This window comes from Stenotrophomonas sp. PD6 (genome assembly GCF_049199305.1).
Taxonomy (GTDB): domain Bacteria; phylum Pseudomonadota; class Gammaproteobacteria; order Xanthomonadales; family Xanthomonadaceae; genus Stenotrophomonas.
The window spans coordinates 9,630-33,562 of sequence record NZ_JBLZQD010000007.1 but is presented as its reverse complement, the minus strand read 5'-3'; the positions used below and the strand labels follow the sequence as shown (position 1 = coordinate 33,562).

At 66.3% G+C, this 23,933-nt stretch carries 16 protein-coding genes, 1 pseudogene and 1 riboswitch; of the genes and pseudogenes, 7 read left to right on the top strand and 10 right to left on the bottom strand.

Annotation, left to right across the window (positions count from 1 at the left end):
- Nucleotides 1–120 precede the first annotated feature (120 nt).
- The 4 genes and pseudogenes from ACOZHM_RS11705 to ACOZHM_RS11690 all read right to left on the bottom strand — a co-directional run bounded on the left by ACOZHM_RS11705 (nucleotide 121) and on the right by ACOZHM_RS11690 (nucleotide 5,638).
- Nucleotides 121–1,470 carry an AAA family ATPase gene (locus ACOZHM_RS11705; RefSeq protein ID WP_421569427.1) on the bottom strand — a complete coding sequence of 450 codons (1,350 nt, stop codon included), beginning with the start codon at nucleotides 1,468–1,470 and terminating at the stop codon, nucleotides 121–123.
- Nucleotides 1,467–2,423: a reverse transcriptase family protein gene (locus ACOZHM_RS11700; protein WP_421569426.1), complete on the bottom strand. Its 957-nt coding sequence runs from the start codon at nucleotides 2,421–2,423 to the stop codon at nucleotides 1,467–1,469. The genes ACOZHM_RS11705 and ACOZHM_RS11700 overlap by 4 nt, the downstream gene beginning before the upstream one ends.
- A 964-nt stretch (nucleotides 2,424–3,387) precedes the next feature.
- Nucleotides 3,388–3,540, bottom strand: a pseudogene (locus ACOZHM_RS11695) (HupB); the annotation flags it as partial.
- Nucleotides 3,541–3,553: 13 nt separating this feature from the next.
- Nucleotides 3,554–5,638 (bottom strand): catalase, encoded by a 2,085-nt coding sequence (locus ACOZHM_RS11690; RefSeq protein ID WP_421569425.1) that lies wholly within the window; start codon nucleotides 5,636–5,638, stop codon nucleotides 3,554–3,556.
- Between the two features lie 182 nt (nucleotides 5,639–5,820).
- On the opposite strand from ACOZHM_RS11690, the gene ACOZHM_RS11685 reads away from it, so the two are divergent.
- Nucleotides 5,821–6,531, top strand: a complete 711-nt coding sequence (locus ACOZHM_RS11685) for a PAS domain-containing protein (protein ID WP_421569424.1) — start codon at nucleotides 5,821–5,823, stop codon at nucleotides 6,529–6,531.
- An 84-nt stretch (nucleotides 6,532–6,615) separates the two neighbouring features.
- Nucleotides 6,616–8,010: an amino acid permease gene (locus tag ACOZHM_RS11680; protein WP_421569423.1), complete on the top strand. Its 1,395-nt coding sequence runs from the start codon at nucleotides 6,616–6,618 to the stop codon at nucleotides 8,008–8,010.
- Between the two features lie 73 nt (nucleotides 8,011–8,083).
- On the opposite strand, the gene gcvP is transcribed toward ACOZHM_RS11680, so the two are convergent.
- The gene (gene gcvP / locus ACOZHM_RS11675; protein WP_421569422.1) at nucleotides 8,084–10,963 is read right to left on the bottom strand and encodes an aminomethyl-transferring glycine dehydrogenase; all 2,880 of its coding nucleotides are present in this window, start codon (nucleotides 10,961–10,963) and stop codon (nucleotides 8,084–8,086) included.
- Between the two features lie 45 nt (nucleotides 10,964–11,008).
- A riboswitch (glycine riboswitch) is annotated at nucleotides 11,009–11,110 on the bottom strand.
- A 292-nt stretch (nucleotides 11,111–11,402) separates the two neighbouring features.
- On the opposite strand from gcvP, the gene ACOZHM_RS11670 reads away from it, so the two are divergent.
- Nucleotides 11,403–12,626, top strand: a complete 1,224-nt coding sequence (locus ACOZHM_RS11670; protein WP_421569421.1) for a multidrug effflux MFS transporter — start codon at nucleotides 11,403–11,405, stop codon at nucleotides 12,624–12,626.
- Nucleotides 12,627–12,711: 85 nt separating this feature from the next.
- A complete protein-coding gene (locus ACOZHM_RS11665) occupies nucleotides 12,712–13,098 on the top strand; it encodes a hypothetical protein (RefSeq protein WP_421569420.1) in 387 nt (128 codons plus the stop codon).
- An 86-nt stretch (nucleotides 13,099–13,184) separates the two neighbouring features.
- Here ACOZHM_RS11665 and ACOZHM_RS11660 read toward each other — a convergent pair whose 3' ends face one another.
- The 5 genes from ACOZHM_RS11660 to ACOZHM_RS11640 form a co-directional block, all read right to left on the bottom strand.
- Nucleotides 13,185–15,164, bottom strand: coding sequence for a M2 family metallopeptidase (locus tag ACOZHM_RS11660; protein WP_421569419.1), 1,980 nt, complete (start codon nucleotides 15,162–15,164; stop codon nucleotides 13,185–13,187).
- 132 nt (nucleotides 15,165–15,296) lie between these two features.
- Complete coding sequence (locus ACOZHM_RS11655) at nucleotides 15,297–15,884, bottom strand: hypothetical protein (RefSeq protein ID WP_421569418.1); 588 nt, start codon at nucleotides 15,882–15,884, stop codon at nucleotides 15,297–15,299.
- Nucleotides 15,885–15,958: 74 nt separating this feature from the next.
- A complete protein-coding gene (locus ACOZHM_RS11650) occupies nucleotides 15,959–17,635 on the bottom strand; it encodes a phosphoethanolamine transferase (RefSeq protein ID WP_421569417.1) in 1,677 nt (558 codons plus the stop codon).
- Nucleotides 17,632–18,402, bottom strand: a complete 771-nt coding sequence (locus tag ACOZHM_RS11645; RefSeq protein WP_421569416.1) for a phosphatase PAP2 family protein — start codon at nucleotides 18,400–18,402, stop codon at nucleotides 17,632–17,634. Before ACOZHM_RS11645 ends, ACOZHM_RS11650 begins: the two co-directional genes overlap by 4 nt.
- A gap of 111 nt (nucleotides 18,403–18,513) precedes the next feature.
- Entirely contained in the window at nucleotides 18,514–20,238 is a 1,725-nt protein-coding gene (locus ACOZHM_RS11640) for an ArnT family glycosyltransferase (RefSeq protein ID WP_421569415.1), read from the bottom strand.
- 113 nt (nucleotides 20,239–20,351) lie between these two features.
- On the opposite strand from ACOZHM_RS11640, the gene ACOZHM_RS11635 reads away from it, so the two are divergent.
- The 3 genes from ACOZHM_RS11635 to ACOZHM_RS11625 all read left to right on the top strand — a co-directional run bounded on the left by ACOZHM_RS11635 (nucleotide 20,352) and on the right by ACOZHM_RS11625 (nucleotide 23,696).
- Entirely contained in the window at nucleotides 20,352–21,053 is a 702-nt protein-coding gene (locus ACOZHM_RS11635) for a response regulator transcription factor (protein ID WP_421569414.1), read from the top strand.
- On the top strand, nucleotides 21,040–22,353 hold the full coding sequence (locus ACOZHM_RS11630) for a sensor histidine kinase (protein WP_421569413.1): 1,314 nt from the start codon (nucleotides 21,040–21,042) through the stop codon (nucleotides 22,351–22,353). The genes ACOZHM_RS11635 and ACOZHM_RS11630 overlap by 14 nt, the downstream gene beginning before the upstream one ends.
- A gap of 92 nt (nucleotides 22,354–22,445) precedes the next feature.
- Nucleotides 22,446–23,696 carry a DUF819 domain-containing protein gene (locus ACOZHM_RS11625; RefSeq protein ID WP_421569412.1) on the top strand — a complete coding sequence of 417 codons (1,251 nt, stop codon included), beginning with the start codon at nucleotides 22,446–22,448 and terminating at the stop codon, nucleotides 23,694–23,696.
- Nucleotides 23,697–23,933: the final 237 nt, after the last annotated feature.

Sequence of the window (23,933 nt, the reverse complement as noted above, 5' to 3'; positions counted from 1 at the left end):
CGGCTGGCGCGATTCTAGCGGTTTTGAGAGCTGCGTCACCTTATTTCGGCGGCGCTGATTTCAACTCTGGGAGATGCAAGGGGTGTGCCAGAGAGGTCGCGGCTGGCCTGTTAGCTTGGCTCAGATTGGACCGGCATGAGGGGCGGGCAGGAATTCACCAAGGATGCCCGCAATGCCATTGAATGCGACTTCGTTCTTGTCAATGAGATAGTCAAATATCTGCTCTTGGGTGGCTATGCCCTTTTGCTTCAGGTAATGGTTGAAATCCTTTCCTTTCGTAAAGTCGGCTCTTGGTGCTCGGAACGGAAAGTCAGGGTCCTCTCTGCTCGCAGTAAGGATCGCCTCTTCAACACTCTCAAGCGGAATCGTGTGAATTCGAGGGTGTGCGACGTAGTCAACGTTTCGCTGGTCGGCGTCCAGGATTGCGATCACCCTGTCAGGTGGCGCCAGGAAGTGCTCGGTCTCATTTCCCTTCATAAGTGCGGCAACCTGTGTCGCCCCGCCAATGAAGATCGTCTTGTACTGAAGCAGCGTATCTGGACAGTACCTGCCGACAAGATGCTGGATGAATGCGACGAGCATCTTGTCCTCTGTCAGGATGTACCTGTCTCGACCTTCGAAGCCGAAAAGTTTTGCCATGGCGAAGCTGTACGAGGTTGGCCTGACAGAAACCTCCCCGTCCACGGCATCCATGTAGAACAGCTCATCTACATCGAGTTGGCGCATGAGTGCCAAAGAGTGCGTAGTAAACAAAAGTTTGCAGCCGTAGATGTCGCAGAATCCTCGCAGCCATGACGGCAGATTGGCCTGGGCTGCGGCATCCAATGAAAGGTCTATCTCGTCAATCACAAGAAGCTTTGCAGGGCCCTTGATCGTTCGATAAAGGTTGATGAGGAAGTACTCGCCCGAGCTCAGGTAGTCCTCGCGAATGTAGGTTCCGTCCTCTCTCACCAACGCGTAGTAGCTCTTTCCCTTGACGATGACTTCTGCCAATGCGGAGTACCGGCTGCAGTCATACACCGAGTTGAGGAACGCAACCAGCTCGGCCGGATGCTGGTAGTCGCCGAGTGCAATGGATTTTCGTATATCCAGATCTGCTTCGCTGGCGCTCTTGAAGTAGTTGAATCGAGTGCCATGCGGCATGGGGAGTTCCGCGGCGATGAGTGCGCGTAGGTCGAGGGGGATGGAATCCCGGCAATTGATTGACCGGATCCTGTTGTCGTAGGTAAAGGCTATTTCGACGCCATCAAGTCCGTAGGAAATGCGACTGTGGGTTGAGAACGCATAGGGAGTAGCGGTCTTGATGAACGTATCGGCATTGGCGAGATTTCTGAGGGCCCTGACCAAGGTTGTCTTTCCGGCCCCATTGCGGCCGACCAGGCACATCAAGCCATGCGATGTAAGGTCCAGATCCAGGCGCAGGCTTGCCACGTGTTGGACATGCTCCAGCCGTACGCTGAGCAGGCTCATTGGGCAGACCTGTGCAGGAAGCTGTCAACAACGGTGGTCCCAAACTTCGACCTCAGTTTTGCGACATAAGCTGAATCTGCCGAATGCGCGTAGCTGATGAGCCCGCTGAGCCGCGCCAATCCCTCCTCCATCCCCTCGTTGCGCTCTTCCTGGAAGATCTTGGCGAGCCGTGCGCGGTCCTGAATGTAGAAGTGAATCCAGGATTCGATGCGATTCCTGACGTCCTTGTCTATGGCGATAGCTCCGGTGGGAAGGATCACCATGCCCAGCAGCTTTATTTTTCTTCCGATGGTGGTCATCTTGCTCTTGCTTGGATTCAGGCGGAATCCAGCCCCGAGCTCGGACAGCAGGCACTGCTCAATGACGTCGCCTGCATCTGCAATCGCATCGCGGTGGTCTGCGGAAATGATCAGGTCATCTGCGTAACGGGTAAAGGCCCACCCGCGTGACTGGCTGATGGCCGCCAAGCGCTTGTCAAATCCCAACATGCAGGCATTGCTGATGGTCGGCGACGTTGAATACCCGATAGGGAGTTGCGCGTTGATGGTGAGAAGGGAAAGGACGTGTTCCAGGTGATCAGGAAGGTCCTGGACAGGCGTCTTGTCGCGCAGAAGTACTGCCTGGATCAAAGGCGATGTGATGCTATCAAAGAACCTGACAAGATCTGCCTGGAAGAATGCTCGACTTCGAGAGTGCGGCTCTACTGCCTGCAACAGCGTCGCGCCCTTGCGGTATGCAAAAGACACGGACTGATCGACAGTCAGGTGCTCGAGGAGGAACCCGTTGAGGAAAAGGTGGAAGTCCTTGAGCGTCTTCGACGGCTTGTAGATCGTTCGGCTGTTCCACCGAACCGGACTGTAGTGCTGGCGAGCATCCAGAGCCAGGAAGTCATCGAATCTGTACTTCCCGTGATACATGGCGTCGAACAGCTGTCTCAGCGGCTGCGGGGTCATGGCTCACTTGCCTCGGATGTGATCTGCGGTTGCCAAGAGCGTAGCTCAAGGTGCCCAGCAAATGGCGCATACGAAATGCCCGGTCGGGCGGAAGCCAGCGACCGGGCATGCGTAAATAGATAAAACGCCTTAGGGACCAGACGTTAGACCGGAGCTACTCCTGGTCGCTGGTATGAAAAAAGCCTAGCACGGCGCGTCGCGAATGAGCAAGTTGTGCGCAGGGGTTGCTGGCGATGTCGGTGGACGGCTGCTTGGGGGCGATAAGGCGCATGCCTTCTAACATGTCAGATGCGTCAAGCAGTAGGGCGTATCAACTAAATCCCGTATATCGGCAGAAACAAGCGATTTCTCATTGTCTGCGTGTTCGCGCATGGTGTTGCCTGGAGACTGAAATCTCTCGCTAGAGGATGACCCTACCCCTCGCCATCTTGGCCAGGGAGATCTTCTGTTAGAGGTGGCATATGCATGTTTCCGGGTTGGCGCCGAGTGGTGAGGTTTCGTCCGCGCAGCGCTGTTATTGGACCAGGCCCATCAGCCTGAAGATTCGCCCGCTGCACAATTCGCGTTCTCCGGCAAACGGGAATGGGCTCGCTGTTCCTTGCCTGATGCTCCGCGGCATGTGGATGAACATGGTGGGCATCGAGGTGGGAAGCCGGGTGGTCGTATCGATCGAGCCGGGGAAGCTGGTTTTGACGCTGGCGGTACCGGCTGACGGGGCTGCGTCGCGGTTTTTCTCGCGGAGGATGGTGTTGCAGTCATTGGGGATCAGGCGACGCGCGGGTGAGGCCTTCGACGCGGCCTAGGGCGAGGCCTGCTCGATGAGGGGTGCCGGTTTTCCCCGACACCCCTACCGGGGAAGTGCACGCGTGCTCCGATCGTGCGTCATGCGTTACCGGGCGGTGAGACGCTATCGGCGATCGTTCGGGAACCGATCCTACCGTCCGACCGCCTTCTTTGCCGGGTGTTTCTTGCCGCCGCCGTCCTGTTTGTTGACCGTGGCCCAGGCGATGCGCTCGGCCGCGGCGTCACTGCGGCCTTCGGCCTTTTCGCTTTGTTCGATGTGCGCGGCCTGGCGCTTCTGTTTGTCGGTGTAGGTAGATTTGTCGCCGCGGGGCATGGTGGGTTCTCCTTTATGCGAGCGTGCGCACCTTGGGTTCACGGGCCCACTGGCGAGTCGCCGCCGCCGAGACGAAGGCCTTCGCATCTTCGGCTTCGACCACGCCGTTGTCCTTGCCCACGCGTGCGGTCTTGAGCAGCAGTTGCGCGCCCTCATCGGCGGCGATGGCCTTCAGGTGTGCCCACGCATCGGCCGCGAAATCGATCGCCGCCGATTCCTTGGACAGGCGCTTGGCGGCATCCCCGCTGAGCACGATAGCCACCGCATCGAACACCACCGACGGGGTGCCGGCCAGCTGGCCGTCGGCCGCCTGCAGCTTGCCGTCGCTGAGTTTGCCGCCGCCGATCTTCGGTGCCACCAGCTTCACCGTGGCACCCGCCTTCTCGGCGGCCTTGCGCAGGTTGGCGATCACGCCCGCGTCGGACCCTTCGTCGAACAGGATGCCCACGCACCGGCCCTTCAGCAGGTCCTTGGTACGGCCGATCACGCGCACTTCGGCTGCCTTCGGCATGTCCTTGGCTGGCGTGGCGGTGGGGGCGGGGTCGGGCAGGGCAGGCAGTGCCAGGCCATCGGCCACGCGCTTGGCCAGCGACTCGTCGATGTTGCGCAGATGGCTTACGGTGCGCTCGCGCACGGCGGCGGTCTCGACCTTGGACAACTCGAACACCAGCGCCGAGGCCACATGCGCCTGCTCCGGCGCCTCCAGGCTGCGGAAGAACATGCGCGCCTGGCTGTAGTGGTCGGCGAAGCTCGCCGCGCGCACGCGGCCCTTGCGGCCATCGTCGGCCTGGGTGGCATGGCTGGCGAAGCCATCGCCGGTTTCGCGCGGGCTGTCGCCCTGCAGCGAGCTGGGGTCGTAGGCCACGCGGCCCTTGGGAATGGCCATCTGCATGTGCCCGTCGCGCTGGTGGTTGGCGAAGGGACATTTCGGCGCATTGACCGGGATCTGGTGGAAGTTGGGCCCGCCCAGGCGGCTGAGCTGGGTATCCAGGTAAGAAAACAGCCGGCCCTGCAGCAGCGGGTCGTTGCTGAAGTCGATGCCCGGCGGCACGTTGGCCGGACAGTAGGCGACCTGCTCGGTTTCGGCGAAGAAGTTGTCCGGCCAGCGGTCCAGCACCATTCGCCCGATCACGGTCAGCGGCACCAGCGATTCGGGCACGATCTTGGTCGGGTCCAGGTGGTCGAACGGGAAAGCATCGGCCTCTTCCTCGGTGAACAGCTGCACGGCCAGCTCCCACTCGGGGAAGTCGCCGGCGGTGATCGACTCGAACAGGTCGCGACGATGGAAGTCGTTGTCCGCGCCCTGCAGTTTCACCGCCTCATCCCACACGGTGGACTGCAGGCCCAGCTTCGGCCGCCAATGGAACTTGACGAAGGTGGACTCACCGGCATCGTTGAGCAGCCGGAAGCTGTGGATGCCGAAGCCTTCGATCATCCGCAGCGAGCGCGGAATGGTGCGGTCGCTCATGGCCCACATGATCATGTGCATCGATTCGGGCATCAGCGACACGAAGTCCCAGAAGGTGTCATGCGCGCTGGCGGCCTGCGGGAAGGCACGGTCCGGCTCCATCTTCACTGCGTGGATGAGGTCGGGGAACTTGATGGCGTCCTGGATGAAGAACACCGGGATGTTGTTGCCCACCAGGTCCCAGTTGCCTTCGCGGGTATAGAACTTCACCGCGAAGCCGCGCACGTCGCGCGGCGTGTCCACCGAGCCTGCGCCGCCGGCCACGGTGGAGAAGCGGGTGAACACCGGCGTGCGCACGCCCACCTCGGTGAGTACGCGCGCGCGGGTGTACTCGTGCAGGGAACGGGTCAGTTCGAAATAGCCATGGGCCGCACTGCCGCGCGCGTGCACGATCCGCTCGGGAATGCGCTCGTGGTCGAAGTGGGTGATCTTCTCGCGCAGGATGAAGTCTTCCAGCAACGTCGGCCCGCGCGGGGTGTCGCGCAGCGAGTTCTGGTTGTCCGCCACCGGAATGCCCTGGTTGGTGGTGAGCGCGGGATGGCCGCCGCCAGCGCGCTGGTGCAGCTCGTCGCCCTCGCCACGGAGGTCGGCGGGCGGGGCGGATTTGGTGCGGGGCTTGCTGGTGGCCATCAGGCGACTCCGGGCTGGCAGGGGGGACTCAACGCCTCACACTGGCGGTCGGGGCGTTAATCGACGGTCGGAGAACGCGGCCGCGCTTGCACCTGCGCTTCACATGCAGGGTGGCCGTGTGGGGTGCTGGGCGTGCCGGACAGGTATCCTTGTTGTCGTGTTCCCCATCCGCCCACGCCCGCATGCGCGTTGAACCCGCCGACATCGAAGCCCTGTTCGATGCGATTCCCGACGTGCTGTTCTTCATGAAGGACCGCGACGGGCGCTACACGCATATCAACCAGACCATGCTGCGCCGGCTGGGCCTGAAGTCGCGCAAAGAGGTCATCGGGCGCACCGCGGCGGAGATCTACCCCACCGGGTTGGGCGCCGACTACGCCACGCAGGACGCGCAGGTGCTGGCCGGAAAGGTCATCGAGAACCTGATGGAACTGCACCTGTTCGCCAACCGCGAGCCGGGCTGGTGCCTGACCTGCAAACGCCCGCTGCTGGTGGACGGGCAGATCCGGGGCCTGATCGGCATCTCCCGCGACCTGGGGCAGAAGGACAGCCTGGGCACCCAGTACGAACAGCTGCGGCTGGCGCTGGCCCACCTGAACGCGCATTACGCCGAGAACGTGCGCATGCAGACGTTGCTGGATATCACCGGGTTCTCGCTCTCCAAGCTGGAGCGCACCTTCCGCAAGGTATTCCAGATGACCCCGCAGCAGGTGCTGACCCGCCTGCGCATCCAGATGGCGGTGCATCTGCTGCACGGCAGCGACACCATCGCCAGCATCGGCCAGGCCTGTGGCTTCACCGACCAGAGTGCGTTCACCCGCAAGTTCAAGGCCGAGGTCGGGATGTCGCCCCGGGCCTACCGGGCGCAGATCGGCGAGCGCGCAGAGGCCTGATTGCGGCGGGGCAGGGGAACCCCTATCCCGTCCGCCGGCCGGACAAGGTATGGTGTCGCACCTGTTGCCCGCCAATCGATTCCGATGCCCGCATCCCAGACTCCGGCCGCCGCTGCGGCCCCCGCAAATACCCGCCTCGGGCACGCGCTCAAACCCCGCCAGCTGATCATGATGGGCCTTGGCAGCGCCATTGGCGCCGGCCTGTTCCTCGGCTCCGGCGTGGGCGTGCAGGCCGCCGGCCCCGCCGTGCTGCTGTCCTATCTGGTCGCCGGCGCGCTGGTGATCATCGTCATGAATGCGCTCGGCGAGATGGCCGCCGCCAAGCCAAGCAGTGGTGCGTTTTCGGTGTACGCCGCCGACGCCATGGGCGCCACCGCCGGCGCCACGGTCGGGTGGCTGTGGTGGGTGCAGCTGGTGATCGTGATCGCCGCCGAAGCGGTCGGTGCGGCCGGCCTGCTGGCCACGGTATGGCCGGTCATCCCGGTGCCGATGGCGGCGCTGGCCTTCATGCTGTTCTTCACCGCGATCAACCTGCTCGGGGTGAAGAATTTCGGCGAATTCGAGTTCTGGTTCGCCATCCTCAAGGTCGCCGCCATCATCGGCTTCATCCTGATCGGTGCGGCGCTGCTGCTGGGTTGGCTGCCGAACGTGGCCTCGCCGGGGCTGAGCAACTTCACCGCGCACGGCGGCTTCGCGCCCAAGGGCCTGGCCGGGATCGGCGCGGCGCTGCTGGTGGTGATTTTCGCCTTCGGTGGCACCGAGATCGTCGCGGTTGCGGCGGCCGAGACCGAAGACCCGGAGCGCAGCATCGCCCGCGCCATCCGCACGGTGGCGTGGCGCATCCTGGTGTTCTACATCGGCTCGCTGAGCGTGATCATCGCGGTGGTGCCGTGGACCAGCGCCTCGCTGAGCTCGCCGTTCGCGGCGGTGCTGCAGGTGGCCAACATTCCGGGTGCGGCGACGGCGATCACCCTGATCGCGGTGATCGCGCTGCTGTCGGCGCTCAACGCCAACCTGTATGGCGCCTCGCGCATGATGTATTCGCTGGCGCGCCGCCGCGAAGCGCCGGCGGTGCTGGGCTGGACCGACCCGCGCCACGTGCCGATCATTGCGGTGCTGGCCAGCGTGCTGTTCGGTTTCGCCGCCACGATCATGGAGCTGATGTTCCCCAACAAGGTGCTGCCGGTGCTGCTCAACATCGTCGGCTCGACCTGCCTCCTGGTCTGGACGATCTCGCTGCTGTCGCAGTTGATCCTGCGCCACCGCGCCAACCGCGACCGCACCCGCCTGCCGTTCCGCATGGCCGGCTACCCGTACCTGACGGTGCTGGGCCTGGGCGTGCTGGCGCTGATCTTCGGCCTGCTGCTGTCCGAGGCGGAAACGCGCATCCAGTTCCTGTCGATGGCCGCCCTGACCGCCATCATCGCGATCACCAGCGAAATCACCCGCCGCGTGCGCCGCAACCGCGTCGCCGAATAGTCACGGCAACACGCCGCACCAACAAAAACGGCCCGCTTGCGCGGGCCGTTTCTGTTTCAGCAGGGCAGGAGGATCAGACCTCCACGCCCTCGTCTTCCTTGTATGCATCCACCGGGATGCAGGCGCACATCACGTTCTTGTCGCCGTAAACGTTGTCCACGCGTGCCACCGGCGGCCAGTACTTCTGCTGGCGCAGGCTGGCCAGCGGGAAGGCCGCCAGTTCGCGCGGGTAGGCATGCGCCCATTCGCTGGCCGACACCGCCGTGGCGGTGTGCGGGGCGTGCTTGAGCGGGTTGTCCTCGCGGTCCAGGCGGCCGTCTTCGATCGCGGCGATTTCCTCGCGGATCTGGATCATTGCGTTGATGAAGCGGTCCAGCTCGTGCAGGGATTCGCTCTCGGTCGGCTCCACCATCAGCGTGCCGGCGACCGGGAAGCTCAGGGTCGGGGCATGGAAGCCGAAGTCGATCAGGCGCTTGGCCACGTCTTCCGCGCCGATGCCGGAGGTCTTCTCCAGCGGGCGCACGTCCAGGATGCACTCGTGCGCCACCAGCCCGTTGCGGCCGGTGTAGAGCGTCTTGAAGTGCGGGGCCAGGCGCTTGGCGATGTAGTTGGCGTTGAGCAGGGCCACCTGGGTGGCCTTGCGCAGGCCGGCGGTGCCCATCAGCGTGATGTACATCCAGCTGATCGGCAGGATGGAGGCGCTGCCGAAGCTGGCAGCGCTGACCATGCCCACGTCACCTTCGCCGCCCAGCACCTTCGGGAGGAACGGAGCCAGGTGCGACTTGACCGCACACGGGCCCACGCCCGGGCCGCCGCCGCCGTGCGGAATGCAGAAGGTCTTGTGCAGGTTCAGGTGCGACACGTCCGAGCCCCACTTGCCGGGCTTGGCCACGCCGACCAGGGCGTTCATGTTGGCACCGTCGGTGTACACCTGGCCGCCGTGCTTGTGGATGATCTCGCAGATCTCGACCACTTCTTCCTCGAACACGCCATGCGTGGAGGGGTAGGTGATCATCAGCGCGGCCAGGCGGTCGCCGTACTTCTCGGCGTTGACGCGGATGTCTTCGACGTCGACGTTGCCGTTGGCGTCGGTCTTGGTCACCACCACCTTCATGCCGCACATCTGTGCCGAGGCCGGGTTGGTGCCGTGCGCCGAATCCGGAATCAGGCAGACGTCGCGATGGCCTTCGCCGCGCGAACGGTGGTAGGCGCGGATCGCCAGCAGGCCGGCGTACTCGCCCTGCGCGCCGGAATTCGGCTGCAGGCTCACCGCGTCATAGCCGGTGCACTCGACCAGCATCGCTTCCAGCCCGTCGATCAGTTCCTTGTAGCCGGTGGCCTGGTCGGCCGGGGCCAGCGGGTGGATGTTGGCGAACTCCGGCCAGGTCACCGGGATCATCTCGGCGGTGGCGTTGAGCTTCATGGTGCAGCTGCCCAGCGGGATCATGGTGCGATCCATCGCCAGGTCCTTGTCGGCCAGCGAGCGCAGGTAACGCAGCAGCTCGTGTTCGCTGTGGTGGGTGTTGAACACCGGGTGGGTCAGGAACGCGCTGGTGCGCACCAGGCCGGCCGGCAGGGCGTCGGCGGTGGCCGCGTCGAGCGCCTCCACGTCAACGCTCACGCCGAACAGCTGGCCCAGCGCGACGATGTCGGCGCGGGTGGCGGTTTCGTCCAGGCTGATGCCCACCGCTTCGCTGTCGATCGCGCGCAGGTTGATGCGGGCGGCGGCGGCCTTGGCGTGGATCGCCTTGGCGTCGATGTCCTTGACGTGCAGCGTGTCGAAGAAGTGCTCGCCAACGTTGACGCCGGCGCCACGCAGCGCGGCGGCCAGGATGGCGGCCAGGCGATGGGTGCGGCGCGCGATGCGGGTCAGGCCGTCCGGGCCGTGGTACACCGCGTACATCGAGGCCATCACCGCCAGCAGCACCTGCGCGGTGCAGATGTTGGAGGTCGCCTTCTCGCGGCGGATATGCTGCTCGCGGGTCTGCAGGGTCAGGCGGTAGGCGGCATTGCCCTGTGCGTCGACCGACACGCCGATCAGGCGGCCCGGCATGGAACGCTTGTAGGCGTCACGGCAGGCCATGAACGCGGCGTGCGGGCCGCCGAAACCGAACGGCACGCCGAAGCGCTGCGAGTTGCCGACCACGATGTCCGCGCCCCATTCGCCGGGGGCGGCGATCAGGGTCAGCGCCAGCAGGTCGGTGGCCACGGCCACCAGGCCGCCGCGCGCATGCACCGAGTCGGCCAGCGCCTTGTAGTCGCCCACATGGCCGAAGGTGTCCGGGTACTGCAGCAGCACGCCGTAGGCCTCGGCTTCCATCGCCTCGGCCGGGGTGCCCACGCGCAGCACGATGCCCATCGGCTCGGCGCGGGTGCGCAGCAGTTCCAGCGTCTGCGGGTGCACCGCGTCGTGCACGAAGAAGGTGTCGGACTTGCTCTTGGCCGAACGCTTGGCCAGGGTCATCGCTTCAGCGGCGGCGGTGGCTTCGTCCAGCAGCGAGGCGTTGGCGATCTCCATGCCGGTGAGGTCGGCGCACAGGGTCTGGAAGTTGATCAGCGCTTCCATGCGGCCCTGCGAGATCTCGGCCTGGTAGGGCGTGTACGCGGTGTACCACGCCGGGTTTTCCAGCACGTTGCGCAGGATGACGTTCGGGGTCAGGGTGCCGTAGTAGCCCTGGCCGATGAAGGTGCGGAACACCTGGTTCTTGTCGGCGATCGCGCGGATCTTTGCCAGCGCTTCCACTTCGGTCAGCGACTCGGGCAGCGCCAGCGGTGCGGGCGACTTGATCCCGGCCGGCACGATCGCGTCGGTCAGTGCGTCGAGCGAGGTGTGGCCCACCACGTCGAGCATCTGCGCGATTTCGGCGTCGTTGGGGCCGATGTGGCGTTCGACGAACGCGTGGCTGTGTTCAAGCTCGCGCAGGGAAGGGGTGTTCTGGGACATGGCTGGCATCTCGGAGAGTGGGCACGCACGGTCAGAAGACCTTGCGGCCTTCCTGGGTGCCCCTCTGTCCTTTTGCCTGAGAGTTTAAAAGCGCGCATCTGCGTGCTTCGTGCCCCTTCGGCGCCGGCAGTGGCCGGTCTCTCCAGAGTTTTGATGCGGGTGGTATCGGGCCTGAGCGATTACGGGCGTTGCGCCTTCGGCAGCGGGGGTCAAAACAACTCTCCGCTTCTCCCACCATGTAGCCCGGCGATTATAGCCCAGCGGCCCGCCCGCCAGCGGCCGTCCGCCACATGAACAGGCGGGCAGCACCGGTCGCTCACGGGCCTTCGGGCATGGTGCCAGGCAGGCGGACGGCCTATCATGGCCGGATCCTCGTATTCATCAGGCGCCACCCGTTCCGGGCCGGCGCCTTCCATGCGTTCGCGCATGGCTGTTGACGGAAGACCCGATGACGCCCGCCTCACCCTCGACCCGCCGCCTGGCCCTGCTGCTTGCCGGGCTGGCCATGTTCGGTCCGTTCTCGATCGACACCATTTTCCCGGCCTTCCTGCTGCTGGGCGAACGCATGCAGGTGGACCAGGTGGCGGTGCAGCAGACCGTCAGCGTCTACCTGTTGTTCTATGGCTTGATGAGCCTGGCGCATGGCCCGCTGTCGGATGCATTCGGGCGCCGCCGGGTGATCCTCGGCGGGCTGGTGCTGTTCATCGCCGCCTCCATCGGCTGCGCGCTGTCGCGCGATCTGACCACGTTGCTGGTGTTCCGCGCGCTGCAGGGCGTGACCGCCGGCGTGGGCGTGATCGTGGGCCGCGCGGTGATCCGCGACCTGTACCACGGTGCAGATGCGCAGCGGCTGATGAGCCAGGTCTCGATGATCTTCGGCATCGCCCCGGCCATCGCGCCGATCATCGGCGGCTGGATCCTGCTCGGCGGCGGCGATTGGCCGCTGATCTTCTGGTTCCTGGTCGTGTTCGCGGTGGTGCTTTTGCTGGCCACCGGCAAGTGGCTGCCCGAGACCCATCCGGTGGAGGCGCGGACGCCGCTGTCGGCCGGCGCGCTGCTGCGCAGCTACGTGCAGATGGGCACCAACCCGCGCCTGCTGCGGCTGGCGGCGGCGGGTGCATTCAATTTTTCCGGCATTTTCCTGTACATCGCCTCGGCGCCGGTGTTCGTGATGCAGCACCTGCGGCTGGGCGAGGGCGGTTTCGCCTGGCTGTTCATTCCCACCATCGGCGGCATGACCATGGGCTCGTTCCTGTCCGGGCGCATGGCCGGGCGGATCACGGCGCAGCGGCAGGTGGGCATCGGCTTCGCGTTGTGTGCGGCATCGGCGCTGGTCAATCTTGGCTACGTGCTGGCGGTGGGGCAGATCGCGCTGCCGTGGGCGGTGCTGCCGATCTTCATCGGCGGCGTGGGCATGGCGCTGATCTTCCCGATCCTGGCGCTGGCGGTGCTGGACATGTATCCGCACCAGCGCGGGCTGGCGTCGTCCATGCAGATGTTCATCCAGTTGATGATCAACACCGTCGTGGCCGGCGTGGTGTCGCCCCTGCTCAGCGCCCAGCCGCTGCACCTGGCGCTGGGCTACGCCGGTTTCTTCGCCATCGGCGCCAGTTTCTGGTTCTGGGAGCGGCGCTGCGAGCGCCGCCGCGAGGCGCTGGCAACCGCGGCCTGAACCCTGTGCACCCGGGGGCCGGCCATGGCTGGCCGGGCCCGGTGCGTTATCCTTTGACCTTTGATGCAGTCCGGAAGTCCCCCTGATGTCGACCACCTCCAAACTGCGCCGTGACCTGCGCAAGCGCCGCGAAGCCGAGGCGGCCAACCGCGAAAAAGCCCATGCCTCGCCGGTGGAGCCGCATGCCGAACTGCGCGATCAGCAGCGCACGCTGCTGGCCGGCGTGGTCCGCCGCGATGGCGAATGGGTGCTGGGAATGGACGGCCGCATCGCAGGCCAGACCACCAGCGCCGCGCGCGTGCTGGCGCTGATCATGCAGGCCGCCGAGTTGCAGGAACGGCAGGGCACGCCGGTGCGCCTGGTGTATTCGGACGCGCTGAAAGACGCCGCGCACGCCGAAGCGAAGGCCGAGGGCAAGGATTTCGAGCAGTTCAAGGCGGAGCTGGCGGCGTCCCTGAAGCCGAAATCGTAACGGGCACGACGCGCGCATCGTAGAGCCACGCCATGCGTGGCTGCGCAATCCCAAAAAAAAACCGGCCCGAAGGCCGGTTTTTTCGTTTACGGCGCCTTCGGCGCCGCCGCCGTTGCCGCCGGCGCCTGCCAGCCGCACATCTGGCCCTGGTTCTGCTGCTTGAGCCATTCGTTGACCGGGGTGAAGTACTCGATCATCGGGCCGGCATCGAGCTTGTCGCCGCCGGTGATTTCCTTCAGCGTGGCCTGCCACGGCTGGCTGGCACCCTTGCTCAGCATCGCCCAGAACTTCTGGCCGGCTTCCTTGTTGCCGTAGAAGCTGCACTGGTGCAGCGGGCCCTTGTAGCCGGCCGCATCGCACAGGCCCTTGTAGAACTGGAACTGCAGGATGCGCGCCAGGAAGTAACGCGTGTACGGGGTGTTGCCCGGCACGTGGTACTTCGCGCCCGGATCGAAGAACTCCTCGCCGCGCGCCGAGGCCGGTGCCACGCCCTGGTACTTCGCCTTCAGGTCCCACCACGCCTTGTTGTACTGGTCCGGGGTGATCGAGCCATCGAACACGCCCCAGCGCCAGCGGTCGATCATCAGCCCGAACGGCAGGAACGACACGCCGCTCAGCGCCATGCGCATCTGCGCGTTGATGGTGGCCTCGCGGCTCTCCTGCGGCTTGTCCACCAGGCCGATCGAGTTGAGGTACTGCGGGGTCATCGCCAGCACGATGGTGTCGCCGATCGCCTCGTGGAAACCATCGTTGGCACCACCCTGGAACAACGGCGGCAGCGGGTTGTAGGCCAGGTCGTAATAGATGTGGCCGAGCTCGTGGTAGATGGTGGTGAAGTTCTCTTCGGTCGGCTTGATGCACATCTTGGTGCGCACATCGCCTTCCATGTTCATGTCCCACGCGCTGGCGTGGCAGACCACGTCGCGGTCGAGCGGCTTGATGAACTGGGTCTTGTCCCAGTACGACTTCGGCAGCGCCGGCATGCCCAGCGAGACGTAGAAGTCCTGCGCACGTTCGGTCATCTGCTTGGCGGTACGCAGCTCGGCCTCACGCTGCGCCTTGAACTGCGCTTCCACGTTGGCGTTGTTGCCGCCGGCCTTGGCCAGCGCGCCGCTCAGGTTGGTCTGGTACTGCTTTTCCAGCGCGGCGGTGATGTCCAGGCTGCCGGCGCCGGGGTAGGGTTCCAGCTGGTCCCACAGGTTGGACCAGTCCTGCTGCCACATGTTGCCCAGCAGGTGCGCGGCGATCAGGCCGCCTTCGGTCTCGGCCTTGTCCTTGCCATAGGTGGCATCCAGCTTGGTACGGGCGTAGCAGTGCAGCTGCTCGTACATCGGCTTGACCTGTTCCCACAGGCGGTCGGTTTCCGGGCCGATCTGCTCGGCCGGCATGTCGTAGCCGCTGCGCCACATCTGGCCGGCGTCGGCGAAGCCCATTTCCTTGGCGCCTTCGTTGACCAGGCCCACGAAGCGCTGGTAATCGGCGCGCATCGGCTTGGTGGTGCCGTGCCAGCCCTGCCAGGCGTCGAGCTGCTTGTCGTAGTCGCGGCTGCGCGCGAGCACCTGTTCCAGGTCGCCCAGCTGGCGGCAGCTGGCCGGGTTGGCGTCGTCGGTGCAGTACTTGCCCGAGCCGTAGGCGCCCTCCATGCGGCTGGCGATGCGGGTCAGCTCGCTGAGCTTGGCCGGGTCGCGCGGTGCCGGCATGGCCGTCATCAGCTTGAGCAGGTGGATCTGGCGCTTGGTGTCTTCGGTCATCGGCTGGCCGTCGTACTTGCCGGCCTGGGCGATCCAGCCATTGAGGATGGTCAGCCAGCGTTCGTTGGCCTTGGCCGCCACCCGCTCGGAATCGTCATTGATGTAGGTCGAGGACAGCCACTGGGCCGAGGTCATTTCCGGGTACAGGGCCTTGTACTCGGCATTGACGCGGGCGATGAACTGGTCCGCGGTTTCGGTCGGTGCGGCGGTGCCTGCGGCCGGTGCAGCGGCCGGGGACGGTTCCTTCTGGCAGGCCGCCAGCGTCAGTGCGGCAGCACCGACAGCCAGGGCCAGCAGGAGCGGGCGGTGGTTCACGGGGACATCCTTGGGTGGTGACAGACCCGGCGAAGGCTAGAGGGGCGCTCGCGACACCGCAAGGGGGAGGGGCAAATGCAGCCACGCCCCTCGCTTGGGAGCGAAGCGCGTGGCTGTGCAACAGAGGGCGTATCAGCCGGTCGCGATCAGTTCGAATCCGGTCACCCACAGGTCCCGTCGGTCGAACTGCTCCGGGGGATTCCTGGGGCTTCCAAAGGTGAAATATGCGTAGAGCAAGGGGCCCGGGAAGGCACGTGTGAAGGAACTTTCGAACCGCATCATTCCACCCTCAGCGGCAGACGTGACGACGCTTCTGTACGTTTCCGTTGCCCCCTGCAGGGTTGTCATGGTGTTGAAAAGGGTCAACGTGTGCCGGGGATCGGTCGTCTGCAGGTCTGCCCCATGTGCAGCGATCCACTCATCTGGATCGCCGTTCCCTGTGACGTGCAGCGTGCGTCCGGGGGGAGCGGCGGTCACACTGTCACTCTCCCGGAGCGGCTCGATTGCCGCCTTTGCCGTCAGCCTCAGCGTGAAGTCCATGGCGTCCCGGAACCCATCCACGACCTCGATCTCCTGCGAGATATGCATCGCGGGCTTGAGTCGCACGGCATACCCTTCCTTGTAGCGCACGAAGACAAGCTCGCTGACATCGCCTCCCTCCACCAGTCGCCACGGATGTAGATCGCCGGATTCGAAACTCCCGTTCTTCAACAGATTCATGGTTGCATCCTCGGATGTAACCCCCGCAGGAAAAGGGTGCGGCTCGACGCGTTAGAGGCGTGTGCACAAGGGCGTCAGCCCTGCGCGCCTGTTCCTCCTCGCGTACCGCAGCCGGCGAACAGGTCGCGGTCGCGCTCGTACAACGCCGTCTTCACCTGCATCAGCCCCAATACCGACGGGAACAGGTTGTCATGGTCGGTGTACTGCGTGGCGCGGCGGCGCACGCAGGCCAGGTCCAGGCCGCGGCTGGCGGCGAAGCCCGGCGAGAACCACATGGTCATCGGCACCCGGGTCTGTTCCGCCGGTGCGATCGCGTAGGGAACGCCGTGCAGGTACAGGCCCTTCTCGCCCAGCGATTCGCCGTGGTCGGAGAGGTAGATCATGGCGGTGTCGTAGTCCTGCATGCCCTGCAGCGTGCCGATGGTGCGGGCCAGCAGCTGGTCGGTGTACAGCAGCGCGTTGTCGTAGGCGTTGGTGATCTGTTCGCGGCTGCAGTTGCCCAGGTCCGGCGTGTCGCAGGTCGGGGTGAAGTGGCGGAAGCGGTCGGGGTAGCGCTGGAAATAGCTGGGCCCATGGTTGCCGAGCTGGTGCAGCACCACCACGCGGTCGCCGGGGCGCGCGCGCACCTGTGCGGCGAGGTCATCGATCAGGATCTCGTCCATGCAGCGGCCGTTGGCGCACAGCTCGGGATGCTTCGCATCGTCCAGCGCCTGCATCGGCAGCCCTTCGCAGACGCCCTTGCAGCCGGACTGGTTGTCGCGCCACAGCGTGCCGATGCCGGCGTGGTCCAGCACGTGCAGCAGCGACTGGTGCGCGCGGATCTTCTTTTCGTCGTAGTCGTGGCGGCCATAGGGCGAGAACAGGCAGGGCAGCGACACTTCGGTGCTGGTGCCGCAGGAATGCATGTCGGGGAAGTTGATCGCGTTGGTCTGCGCCAGCTGCGGCGTGGTCTGCCGCGCGTAGCCGTTCAAGCCCCAGTTCTGCGCGCGCGCGGTTTCGCCCATCACGATCACCAGCAGGCGTGGCTTGCTGTCGGCGGCGCGCGGGGTGGCCTTGGCATCCAGGCCGATCGGCAGCTTGGGCGCGCGCTGGATGGGGTTGTCGCCGCGCAGGGCCTTGGGCAGGCCAAGCAGGTAGTTACCCGGGGTGGCGAGGTAACGCACTTCGCGCTGGTTGCGCATCAACGCCGACATTTCCTGGAACGACAGCATCGAGCCGCCCAGCGCGACGCCGGCCGACAGCAGCAGGAAGCCCGCACGCCACAGCAGGGCCTTGCCCCAGCTGCGGCGCACCAGCTGCACGCGCCACAGCACCACCATCGGCAGCAGGGCCAGCAGCACCAGTGGTGCGATCAGGCCCGGGGTGATCAGTTCGCGGCTTTCCTTGTGGTCGGTCGCCAGCACGTTGCGCAGCATGTCCGCATCCAGGTAGATGTGGTAGCTGCTCATGTAGTGGGCGGCCATCGCCGTGCCCAGCAGCAGCACGCCGATCATCACCTTGGCATTCCAGCGCCACACCAGCAGGCCCATCAACAGGCTGTGTGCGCCGACCAGCAACAGCAGCAGCGACAGCGCGAAGCGCAGGCTGCCCGGGTGGGTGGCCATCGCGCTGTGCCAGAACAGCCCGTTGCAGGCCAGCGCGAAGAACACGCTGGTGACGGCAATCAGGGTCTCGGTGGACCAGTTCGGGCGCCACTGGCGCAGTGCGGCCAGCGAGGCGAGGCGCGGCGCGCGTGAGGCAACGGCATTCATGCGCGGGCTCCCTGCAGCAGGGCAGCGCCGCGTTGGCGGTGGGCGCGGACGCGCTGCACGGCCAGGAAGAGCAGCAACGACACCGTCCAGCAGGTCGCCAGGGTCCACAGGTCATGCGACAGGAAGTGGGCGCCGCGCAGCTGCTGCGAAAGCCCGAACACGCCGCCGGCCAGCAGGCCGACCGCCAGCCCGCTCCAACGCCAGGCCGGGCGCACCATCAGCGCGAAGAAGTACAGGCTGACCCACGCGAACCCGGCGCTGGAATGCCCGGCCGGGAAGCACACGCCGGCGGGCATGCCGTGCGGCCGCGCCGCGAGCAGGCCGACGAATTCGCGCGTGCCGCCGTAGCGGGTCAGGTCCCACGGGCAGTCCATGTGGGTGACCGACTTGAGCAGCGACACCAGGCCGGTGCCCAGCGCCACCGCCAGCACCAGGTACAGCAGCGGCCAGCGCCAGGCGGCCGCGCGCTCGCTGCGCCAGGCATGGAAGCACAGCACGATGGCCAGCAGCGCGCCGAACGTGCTGGCCCACTTGCCGCCCTTGTGGATCAGGTGGCTGGTGAGCCAGGCGTTCTGCAGCGCCCAGTGATGACCTTCGAGCCGGTAGAACTGGTCGGCCAGCCACTGGTCGCCGCCCCATCCCATCAGCACGCCGCTGGCGGCCAGTGCAGCCAGCAGCGGCAGCCACAGATGGCCGCGCAGGAAGCGCGGCGCGGAAGACGGCAGTGCTGCGGTCAGCACCAGGGGAACGGCAGGCGTTGAGGACATGGGCAGGCGGGTCGGTGATTGGAACCGCCGCCATGGTCGTCAGGGTGTTGTCGGAGTCCGGTCGGAGTGGCGTTCGTGGCCGGTTAAATACGGGCCACATACGACATTCGTTCAGTCCTGGTCGTCCTCGCTGGCCCCTGCGGGCAGGTGGGCGCTGCAGTCGCGGCGCCACGCCGTACCCGGCACCAGCAGCCACGTGTTGCGGTTGCTGCTGCCGATGTCGATGCCCTGCTGGCGGTCGATGCAGGGGCTTACGGCCTGGTCCAGTACCAGCAGCCAGCGGTGCTCGGGCGACTGCGCCAGCCACGGCCCGGCGTCCTGCCACTGTTCATCCCACGGCCGCTTGAAGCCGAAATCGGTCACGGGGCGGTCGGCCTGCAGCAGGTTCTGCTCACGCCAGGCCAGCATGCCCAGTTCCGCCTCCGGTCCAATGCGCTGGCCGACCCGCTGCATCAGCGCGGAGGCCGAGCTGTACGGGTCCAGCGCGGGCATGAGGCCCAGGCCGTACAGGTTCCAGAGCAGGAAGGACGTCAGCAGCACCAGCAGCCCGGCGCGGCGCACCCGCAGCCACGCCACCAGGGCAAGCAGCAGCACGCCGAAGCCCAGCAGCCAGTAGCCCAGCACCGGCAGCAGGCTGTCGGGCATCTCGCGGCGGGCCAACTGCGTGTGCGCCCAGGCGCTGCCGGTCAGCAACTGACCGCCGATGGCCAGTGCGGCGACCGCCAGCACGGCCACGTAGGCCAGCAGCAGCCAGCGCGGGCCGGGGCGGCGCAGCAGCCCGGGCAGCAGGGGGGCGGCGGCCACGCAGAGCGCCGGCAGCATCGGGAAGATGTAGACCTCTCGCTTGCCGGGACTGGCGCTGAAGAACACCAGCACCAGCAGCGACCAGCCCAGCAGCAGCCACCAGCGGCCGTCCAGGCGCCGCAGGCGGCGCCACCACGCGGGGAACAGCGCGGGCAGCAGCAGGCTGCCGGGCAGCCACAGCGTGACGATCACCTGCAGGTAGTACCAGGCCGGCTGCACGTGGTGCCAGGCATTGGCGTAGCGCGTGCCGGTCTGCTTGAACAGCAGCTCGCGCGCGTAGCCCTGCAGTTCGGGCGTGGGGTCGTTGAGCAGGGCGATGCCCAGCGGGCCCAGCCACACGGCGGTGCCGAGCAGGAAGGCCGGCAGCAGCCACAGCAGCGCGCGGGCGCGGGGCAGGGCAGGGCGTGGGTGTGCGCGCGTCTGCCAGCGCCACAGCGCCCACGGCAGCAGCACCAGCAGCGGCAGGAAGCCGACGCCCTTGGTCACCGTGCCCAGGCCGGCCGCGAAGCCGGCGATCCAGAGCGCGCGCGTATTCGGGCGTTCCAGCAGGTGGCGCAGCAGGCCCCACAGCGACAGGGTGGTCAGCGCCACCAGCACCATGTCGATCTGCGCGCGCTTGGCCATCAGGCCGAACTGCAGGCAACTGGCCAGCGCCCATACCGCCCACCAGGCGATGCGCCGGTTCCACAGGCGCCGCGCGAGGTCCCAGCTCAACCACAGCGTGGCCAACGCGGCAAGCAGCGACGGCAGCAGGAAGGCCAGGTTCCAGTCGCCCACCAGTTGGTGGGTGGCCGCCTGCATCCACATGAACACCGGGGGCTTTTCGGCATACAGCTCGCTGCCACGGTGCGGCAGCAGCCATTGGCCGGTATCCACCATGGTCCGCGCCGCCAGCACGAAGCGGGGCTCGTCAGGCGGTGAAGGGGAGCGCAGCCCGATCCCGGCGGCGAGCGCCAGAAGAACGGCGAGGCAGGTCAGCAGGGGCCACCAAGGGCGCAGCAGAGTCCGGGGCACGTGAGGGCTCATGGCCAAAACGCCAAGTTTGTATCACCAAACGTTGGAATTAGGTCGAAAGAGGTTGATTGCGACCGGATTCCGACGCCGCAACCGTTACCATTCCCGGAACTGTCCCCGGGATCCTGCGCATGCGGCTGCTCGTCATTGAAGACAACCGCCAACTGGTCGCCAACCTGTTCGAGTACTTCGAAGCCCGCGGGCATGTGCTCGACGTCGCGCCCGATGGCGTGACCGGCCTGCACCTGGCCGTGACCCACGGCTATGACGCGCTGATCCTGGACTGGATGTTGCCGCGCATGGAAGGCCCGGAGGTGCTGCGCCGGCTGCGGGCCGAACACGGGTCCGAGGTGCCGGTCATCATGCTCACCGCGCGCGACGAACTGCCGGACAAGATCGCCGGTTTCCGTGCCGGTGCGGACGACTACCTGACCAAGCCCTTCGCGCTGCCCGAGCTGGAAGTGCGGCTGGAGGCGTTGATGGTGCGTGCCCACGGCCGCAACCCGCGCAAGGTGCTGCAGGTGGCCGACCTCACGCTCGATCTGGCGACCCTGGAAGCCCAGCGCGATGGCCAGGTGCTGCACCTGTACCCGGCGTGCCGCAAGCTGCTGGAGGTGCTGATGCGTGCCAGCCCCGGCGCCGTCACCCGCCCGCAGCTGGAGTTCGCGCTGTGGGGCGACGAACCGCCCGATGGCGACCTGCTGCGCTCGCACGTATACGAGCTGCGCCGCAGCGTGGACGGCCCGTTCCAGCGCAAACTGATCCATACCCTGCCACGGGTGGGCTACCGGCTGGGGCCGACCACCGTAGATGGCAGCCATGAAACTGCGTAAGGCATCGCCGCTGCATCGTCGGCTCGGGTGGTGGCTGCTGGCTTACCTGGCGCTGATTTCGCTGGCGGTGTTCAGCGTGGGCAACTACGTGCACGAACACGCCGAACACTCCGCGTGGCGCGCGCTGCTGAACTCCGAACTGGACAGCATCGTCGGCCATATCGAACACGAACCGCACTACCGCTGGCAGGATTCGGACACGCTGCGGCTGTTCACCGTCGACGACAGCCCCAATGTGCCGGCCTCGCTGCGTACGCTGCATCCGGGCCTGCACGACGGCGTGGTGGTGAACGGGCGTTCCAGCGCGGTGATGGTGCGCGATACCGAGAACCAGGGGCGGCTCGCCCTGGCATTGGACATCAACGACTTCCATGAGCTGGAGGAATTCGCCACGCGCTGGGTGATGCTGGCCGGCGTGGTCATGATCCTGGTCACCGTGCTGATGGCCTCGCTCGGCGTCAGCCGGCTGGTACAGCCGCTGCGTTCGCTGGCCCAGCGGATCGACGGCCTCAAGCCTGGCATGCCGGGGCAGCGGGTCGAGGTCGACCCGCGCGGCAGTTCCGAGCTGTACGTCATTGCCGCCGCGCTCAACGACTACCTGGCCCGCAACGAACAGTTCGTCGAGCGCGAGCGTGTCTTCATCAGCACGGCCAGCCATGAACTGCGCACGCCGATCGCGGTGATCACCGGTGCGGCCGAACTCGCCCTCGACCAGCCGGCGCTGCCCGACCGCGCCCGCCAGCAGATGCAGCGCGTGCACCGCACCGCGCAGGGCGTGGAGCAGCTGATTCAGTTGTTGCTGGTGCTGGCCCGCGAGCCGGCGCGGCTGGCGGCGCTCAAAGAGCGCATCGCGCTCGACCAGCTGGTGCCCGACATCATCGAGGACCACCGCCACCTGATGGGCGACAAGGACCTGCAGATCGCCGTGCAAGGCCTGGCCAACGTGGACATCATCGCGCCCTTGGGCGTGGTCCAGGCCGCCATCGGCAACCTGCTGCGCAACGCGATCGAGAACAGCGGGCGCGGCACCATCACCATCAGCGTGTCCGACCGCGCGGTCGTAACCCTGCAGGATCCCGGCGAAGGCATGAGCCCCGAAGAGATCGCGGCCGTCTACGCGCGCATGGCGCGTGGCGACCGCAACGAACAGAGCGGCATCGGCCTGGAACTCATTGCACGGCTGTGCGAGCACCTGGGCTGGGCACTGACCATCGAACAGAGCGAACTGCGCGGTACCCGCGTGATCCTCGATCTGAGTGCGTCGCTGCCCACTCCCCGCGACACGCGGCAGGTGATGTAGCGGTCGTCACGCGTGACGAGAGTGTTAAGGTAAGACCAGCGCCGCCTTATGCGGCGCTTTTTTTTGCCCTTTCGATCGACAGAGGATGGCGCATGCCGACCGAACCCAGTACTGCCCTCATCACCAACGACATCGTTGGCCTTGGCCTCATCGCGGCCACCCTGGCCCTGATCTTCTGGGCCGCCAGCGGGCCTACTCCGCTACTCAAGAAGATATTCGCGTGGGTCCCCGCGCTGCTGCTGTGCTACTTCATCCCGGCCATCTACAACACCGCCGGCCTCATCGACGGCCACAACACCCGCCTCTACAACCCCATCGCCCGAGACGTCCTGTTGCCCGCCGCCCTGGTGCTGCTCACCTTGTCGATCGACCTCAAGGGCGTACTCAAGCTCGGCCCCAAACTGCTCATCGTGTTCTGCGCGGGCACCTTCGGCATCATGCTCGGCGCCGTGGTCGCCTTCCAGCTGATGTCGTGGATCCACCCTGAAACCGTGGCCGGCGACACCTGGGCCGGCATGGCCGCACTGGCCGGCAGCTGGATCGGTGGCGGCGCCAACATGGTGGCCATGCGCGAAGTATTCGGCACCGACGCCACCACCTTCGGCCAGTTCGCCGTCGTCGACGTCGCCTGCGCCAGCCTGTGGATGGCCGTCCTGCTGTTCCTGGCCAACCGCGCCCAGCAGATCGACACCCGCAACGGCGCCGACACCCGCGCCATCGATGAAATGAAGGAACGCATCAGTGCCTACGAGGCCCAGAACGCCCGCATTCCCAGCCTCACCGACCTCATGGTCATCGTCGGCGTCGCCCTCGGCGGCGTCGGCCTGGCCCATGCCATCGCCGCGCCCCTCAGCGCCTGGTTCAAGACCCACATCGCCTGGGCCAGCCAGTTCAGCCTCGACAGCCCCTTCGTCTGGGTCGTCCTGTTGTCCACCGCACTCGGCCTGGGCCTGAGCTTCACCCGCGCACGCAGGCTCGAGGCCGCCGGCGCTTCGCGCTTGGGCACCCTGTTCCTGTACTTCCTCATCGCCTGTATCGGCATGCAGATGGACCTGCTGTCCCTGCTCGACCGCCCGTGGCTGTTCCTGCTCGGCGTGATCTGGATGCTCACCCACATCCTCGTCCTCTGGATCGTCGCCAAACTGGTCAAGGCGCCGTTGTTCTTCTTCGGCATCGGCTCGATGGGAAATATTGGCGCGGCGGCATCGGCGCCGGTGGTGGCAGCGGCGTTTCATCCCAGCCTTGCGCCGGTGGGCGTGTTGCTCGGAACAGTCGGATACGCCACCGGTACCGGCTTGGCGTATGTAACCGGCTTGATCCTCAAGTGGATGGCGGGAGCCTAGAAGCAGCCGGGCAGAGCCCGGCGCTACAGCTGGGCAGAGCCCAGCTCTACGGCTGGGCAGAGCCCAGCTTTACGTCCGTCACCAGGGAACTGTCGATGGCGGGGCGGGGGGGGGGGGGGGGGGGGGGGGGGGGGGGGGGGGGCGCCGCCCCCCCCCCCCCCCGCCGGGGGGGGGGGGGGGGGGCCCCCCCCCCCCCCCCGGCCGCGATGTGCCCGTGCACGAAGTGATGATTTCACT

Excerpts from the sequence above, each read along its gene's own strand:
- ACOZHM_RS11705 (WP_421569427.1), bottom strand. The coding sequence starts at position 1,470 with ATGAGCCTGCTCAGCGTACGGCTGGAGCATGTCCAACACGTGGCAAGC.
- ACOZHM_RS11700 (WP_421569426.1), bottom strand. The coding sequence starts at position 2,423 with ATGACCCCGCAGCCGCTGAGACAGCTGTTCGACGCCATGTATCACGGG.
- ACOZHM_RS11690 (WP_421569425.1), bottom strand. The coding sequence starts at position 5,638 with ATGGCCACCAGCAAGCCCCGCACCAAATCCGCCCCGCCCGCCGACCTC.
- ACOZHM_RS11685 (WP_421569424.1), top strand. The coding sequence starts at position 5,821 with ATGCGCGTTGAACCCGCCGACATCGAAGCCCTGTTCGATGCGATTCCC.
- ACOZHM_RS11680 (WP_421569423.1), top strand. The coding sequence starts at position 6,616 with ATGCCCGCATCCCAGACTCCGGCCGCCGCTGCGGCCCCCGCAAATACC.
- gcvP (WP_421569422.1), bottom strand. The coding sequence starts at position 10,963 with ATGCCAGCCATGTCCCAGAACACCCCTTCCCTGCGCGAGCTTGAACAC.
- ACOZHM_RS11670 (WP_421569421.1), top strand. The coding sequence starts at position 11,403 with ATGACGCCCGCCTCACCCTCGACCCGCCGCCTGGCCCTGCTGCTTGCC.
- ACOZHM_RS11665 (WP_421569420.1), top strand. The coding sequence starts at position 12,712 with ATGTCGACCACCTCCAAACTGCGCCGTGACCTGCGCAAGCGCCGCGAA.
- ACOZHM_RS11655 (WP_421569418.1), bottom strand. The coding sequence starts at position 15,884 with ATGAATCTGTTGAAGAACGGGAGTTTCGAATCCGGCGATCTACATCCG.
- ACOZHM_RS11650 (WP_421569417.1), bottom strand. The coding sequence starts at position 17,635 with ATGAATGCCGTTGCCTCACGCGCGCCGCGCCTCGCCTCGCTGGCCGCA.
- ACOZHM_RS11645 (WP_421569416.1), bottom strand. The coding sequence starts at position 18,402 with ATGTCCTCAACGCCTGCCGTTCCCCTGGTGCTGACCGCAGCACTGCCG.
- ACOZHM_RS11635 (WP_421569414.1), top strand. The coding sequence starts at position 20,352 with ATGCGGCTGCTCGTCATTGAAGACAACCGCCAACTGGTCGCCAACCTG.
- ACOZHM_RS11630 (WP_421569413.1), top strand. The coding sequence starts at position 21,040 with ATGAAACTGCGTAAGGCATCGCCGCTGCATCGTCGGCTCGGGTGGTGG.
- ACOZHM_RS11625 (WP_421569412.1), top strand. The coding sequence starts at position 22,446 with ATGCCGACCGAACCCAGTACTGCCCTCATCACCAACGACATCGTTGGC.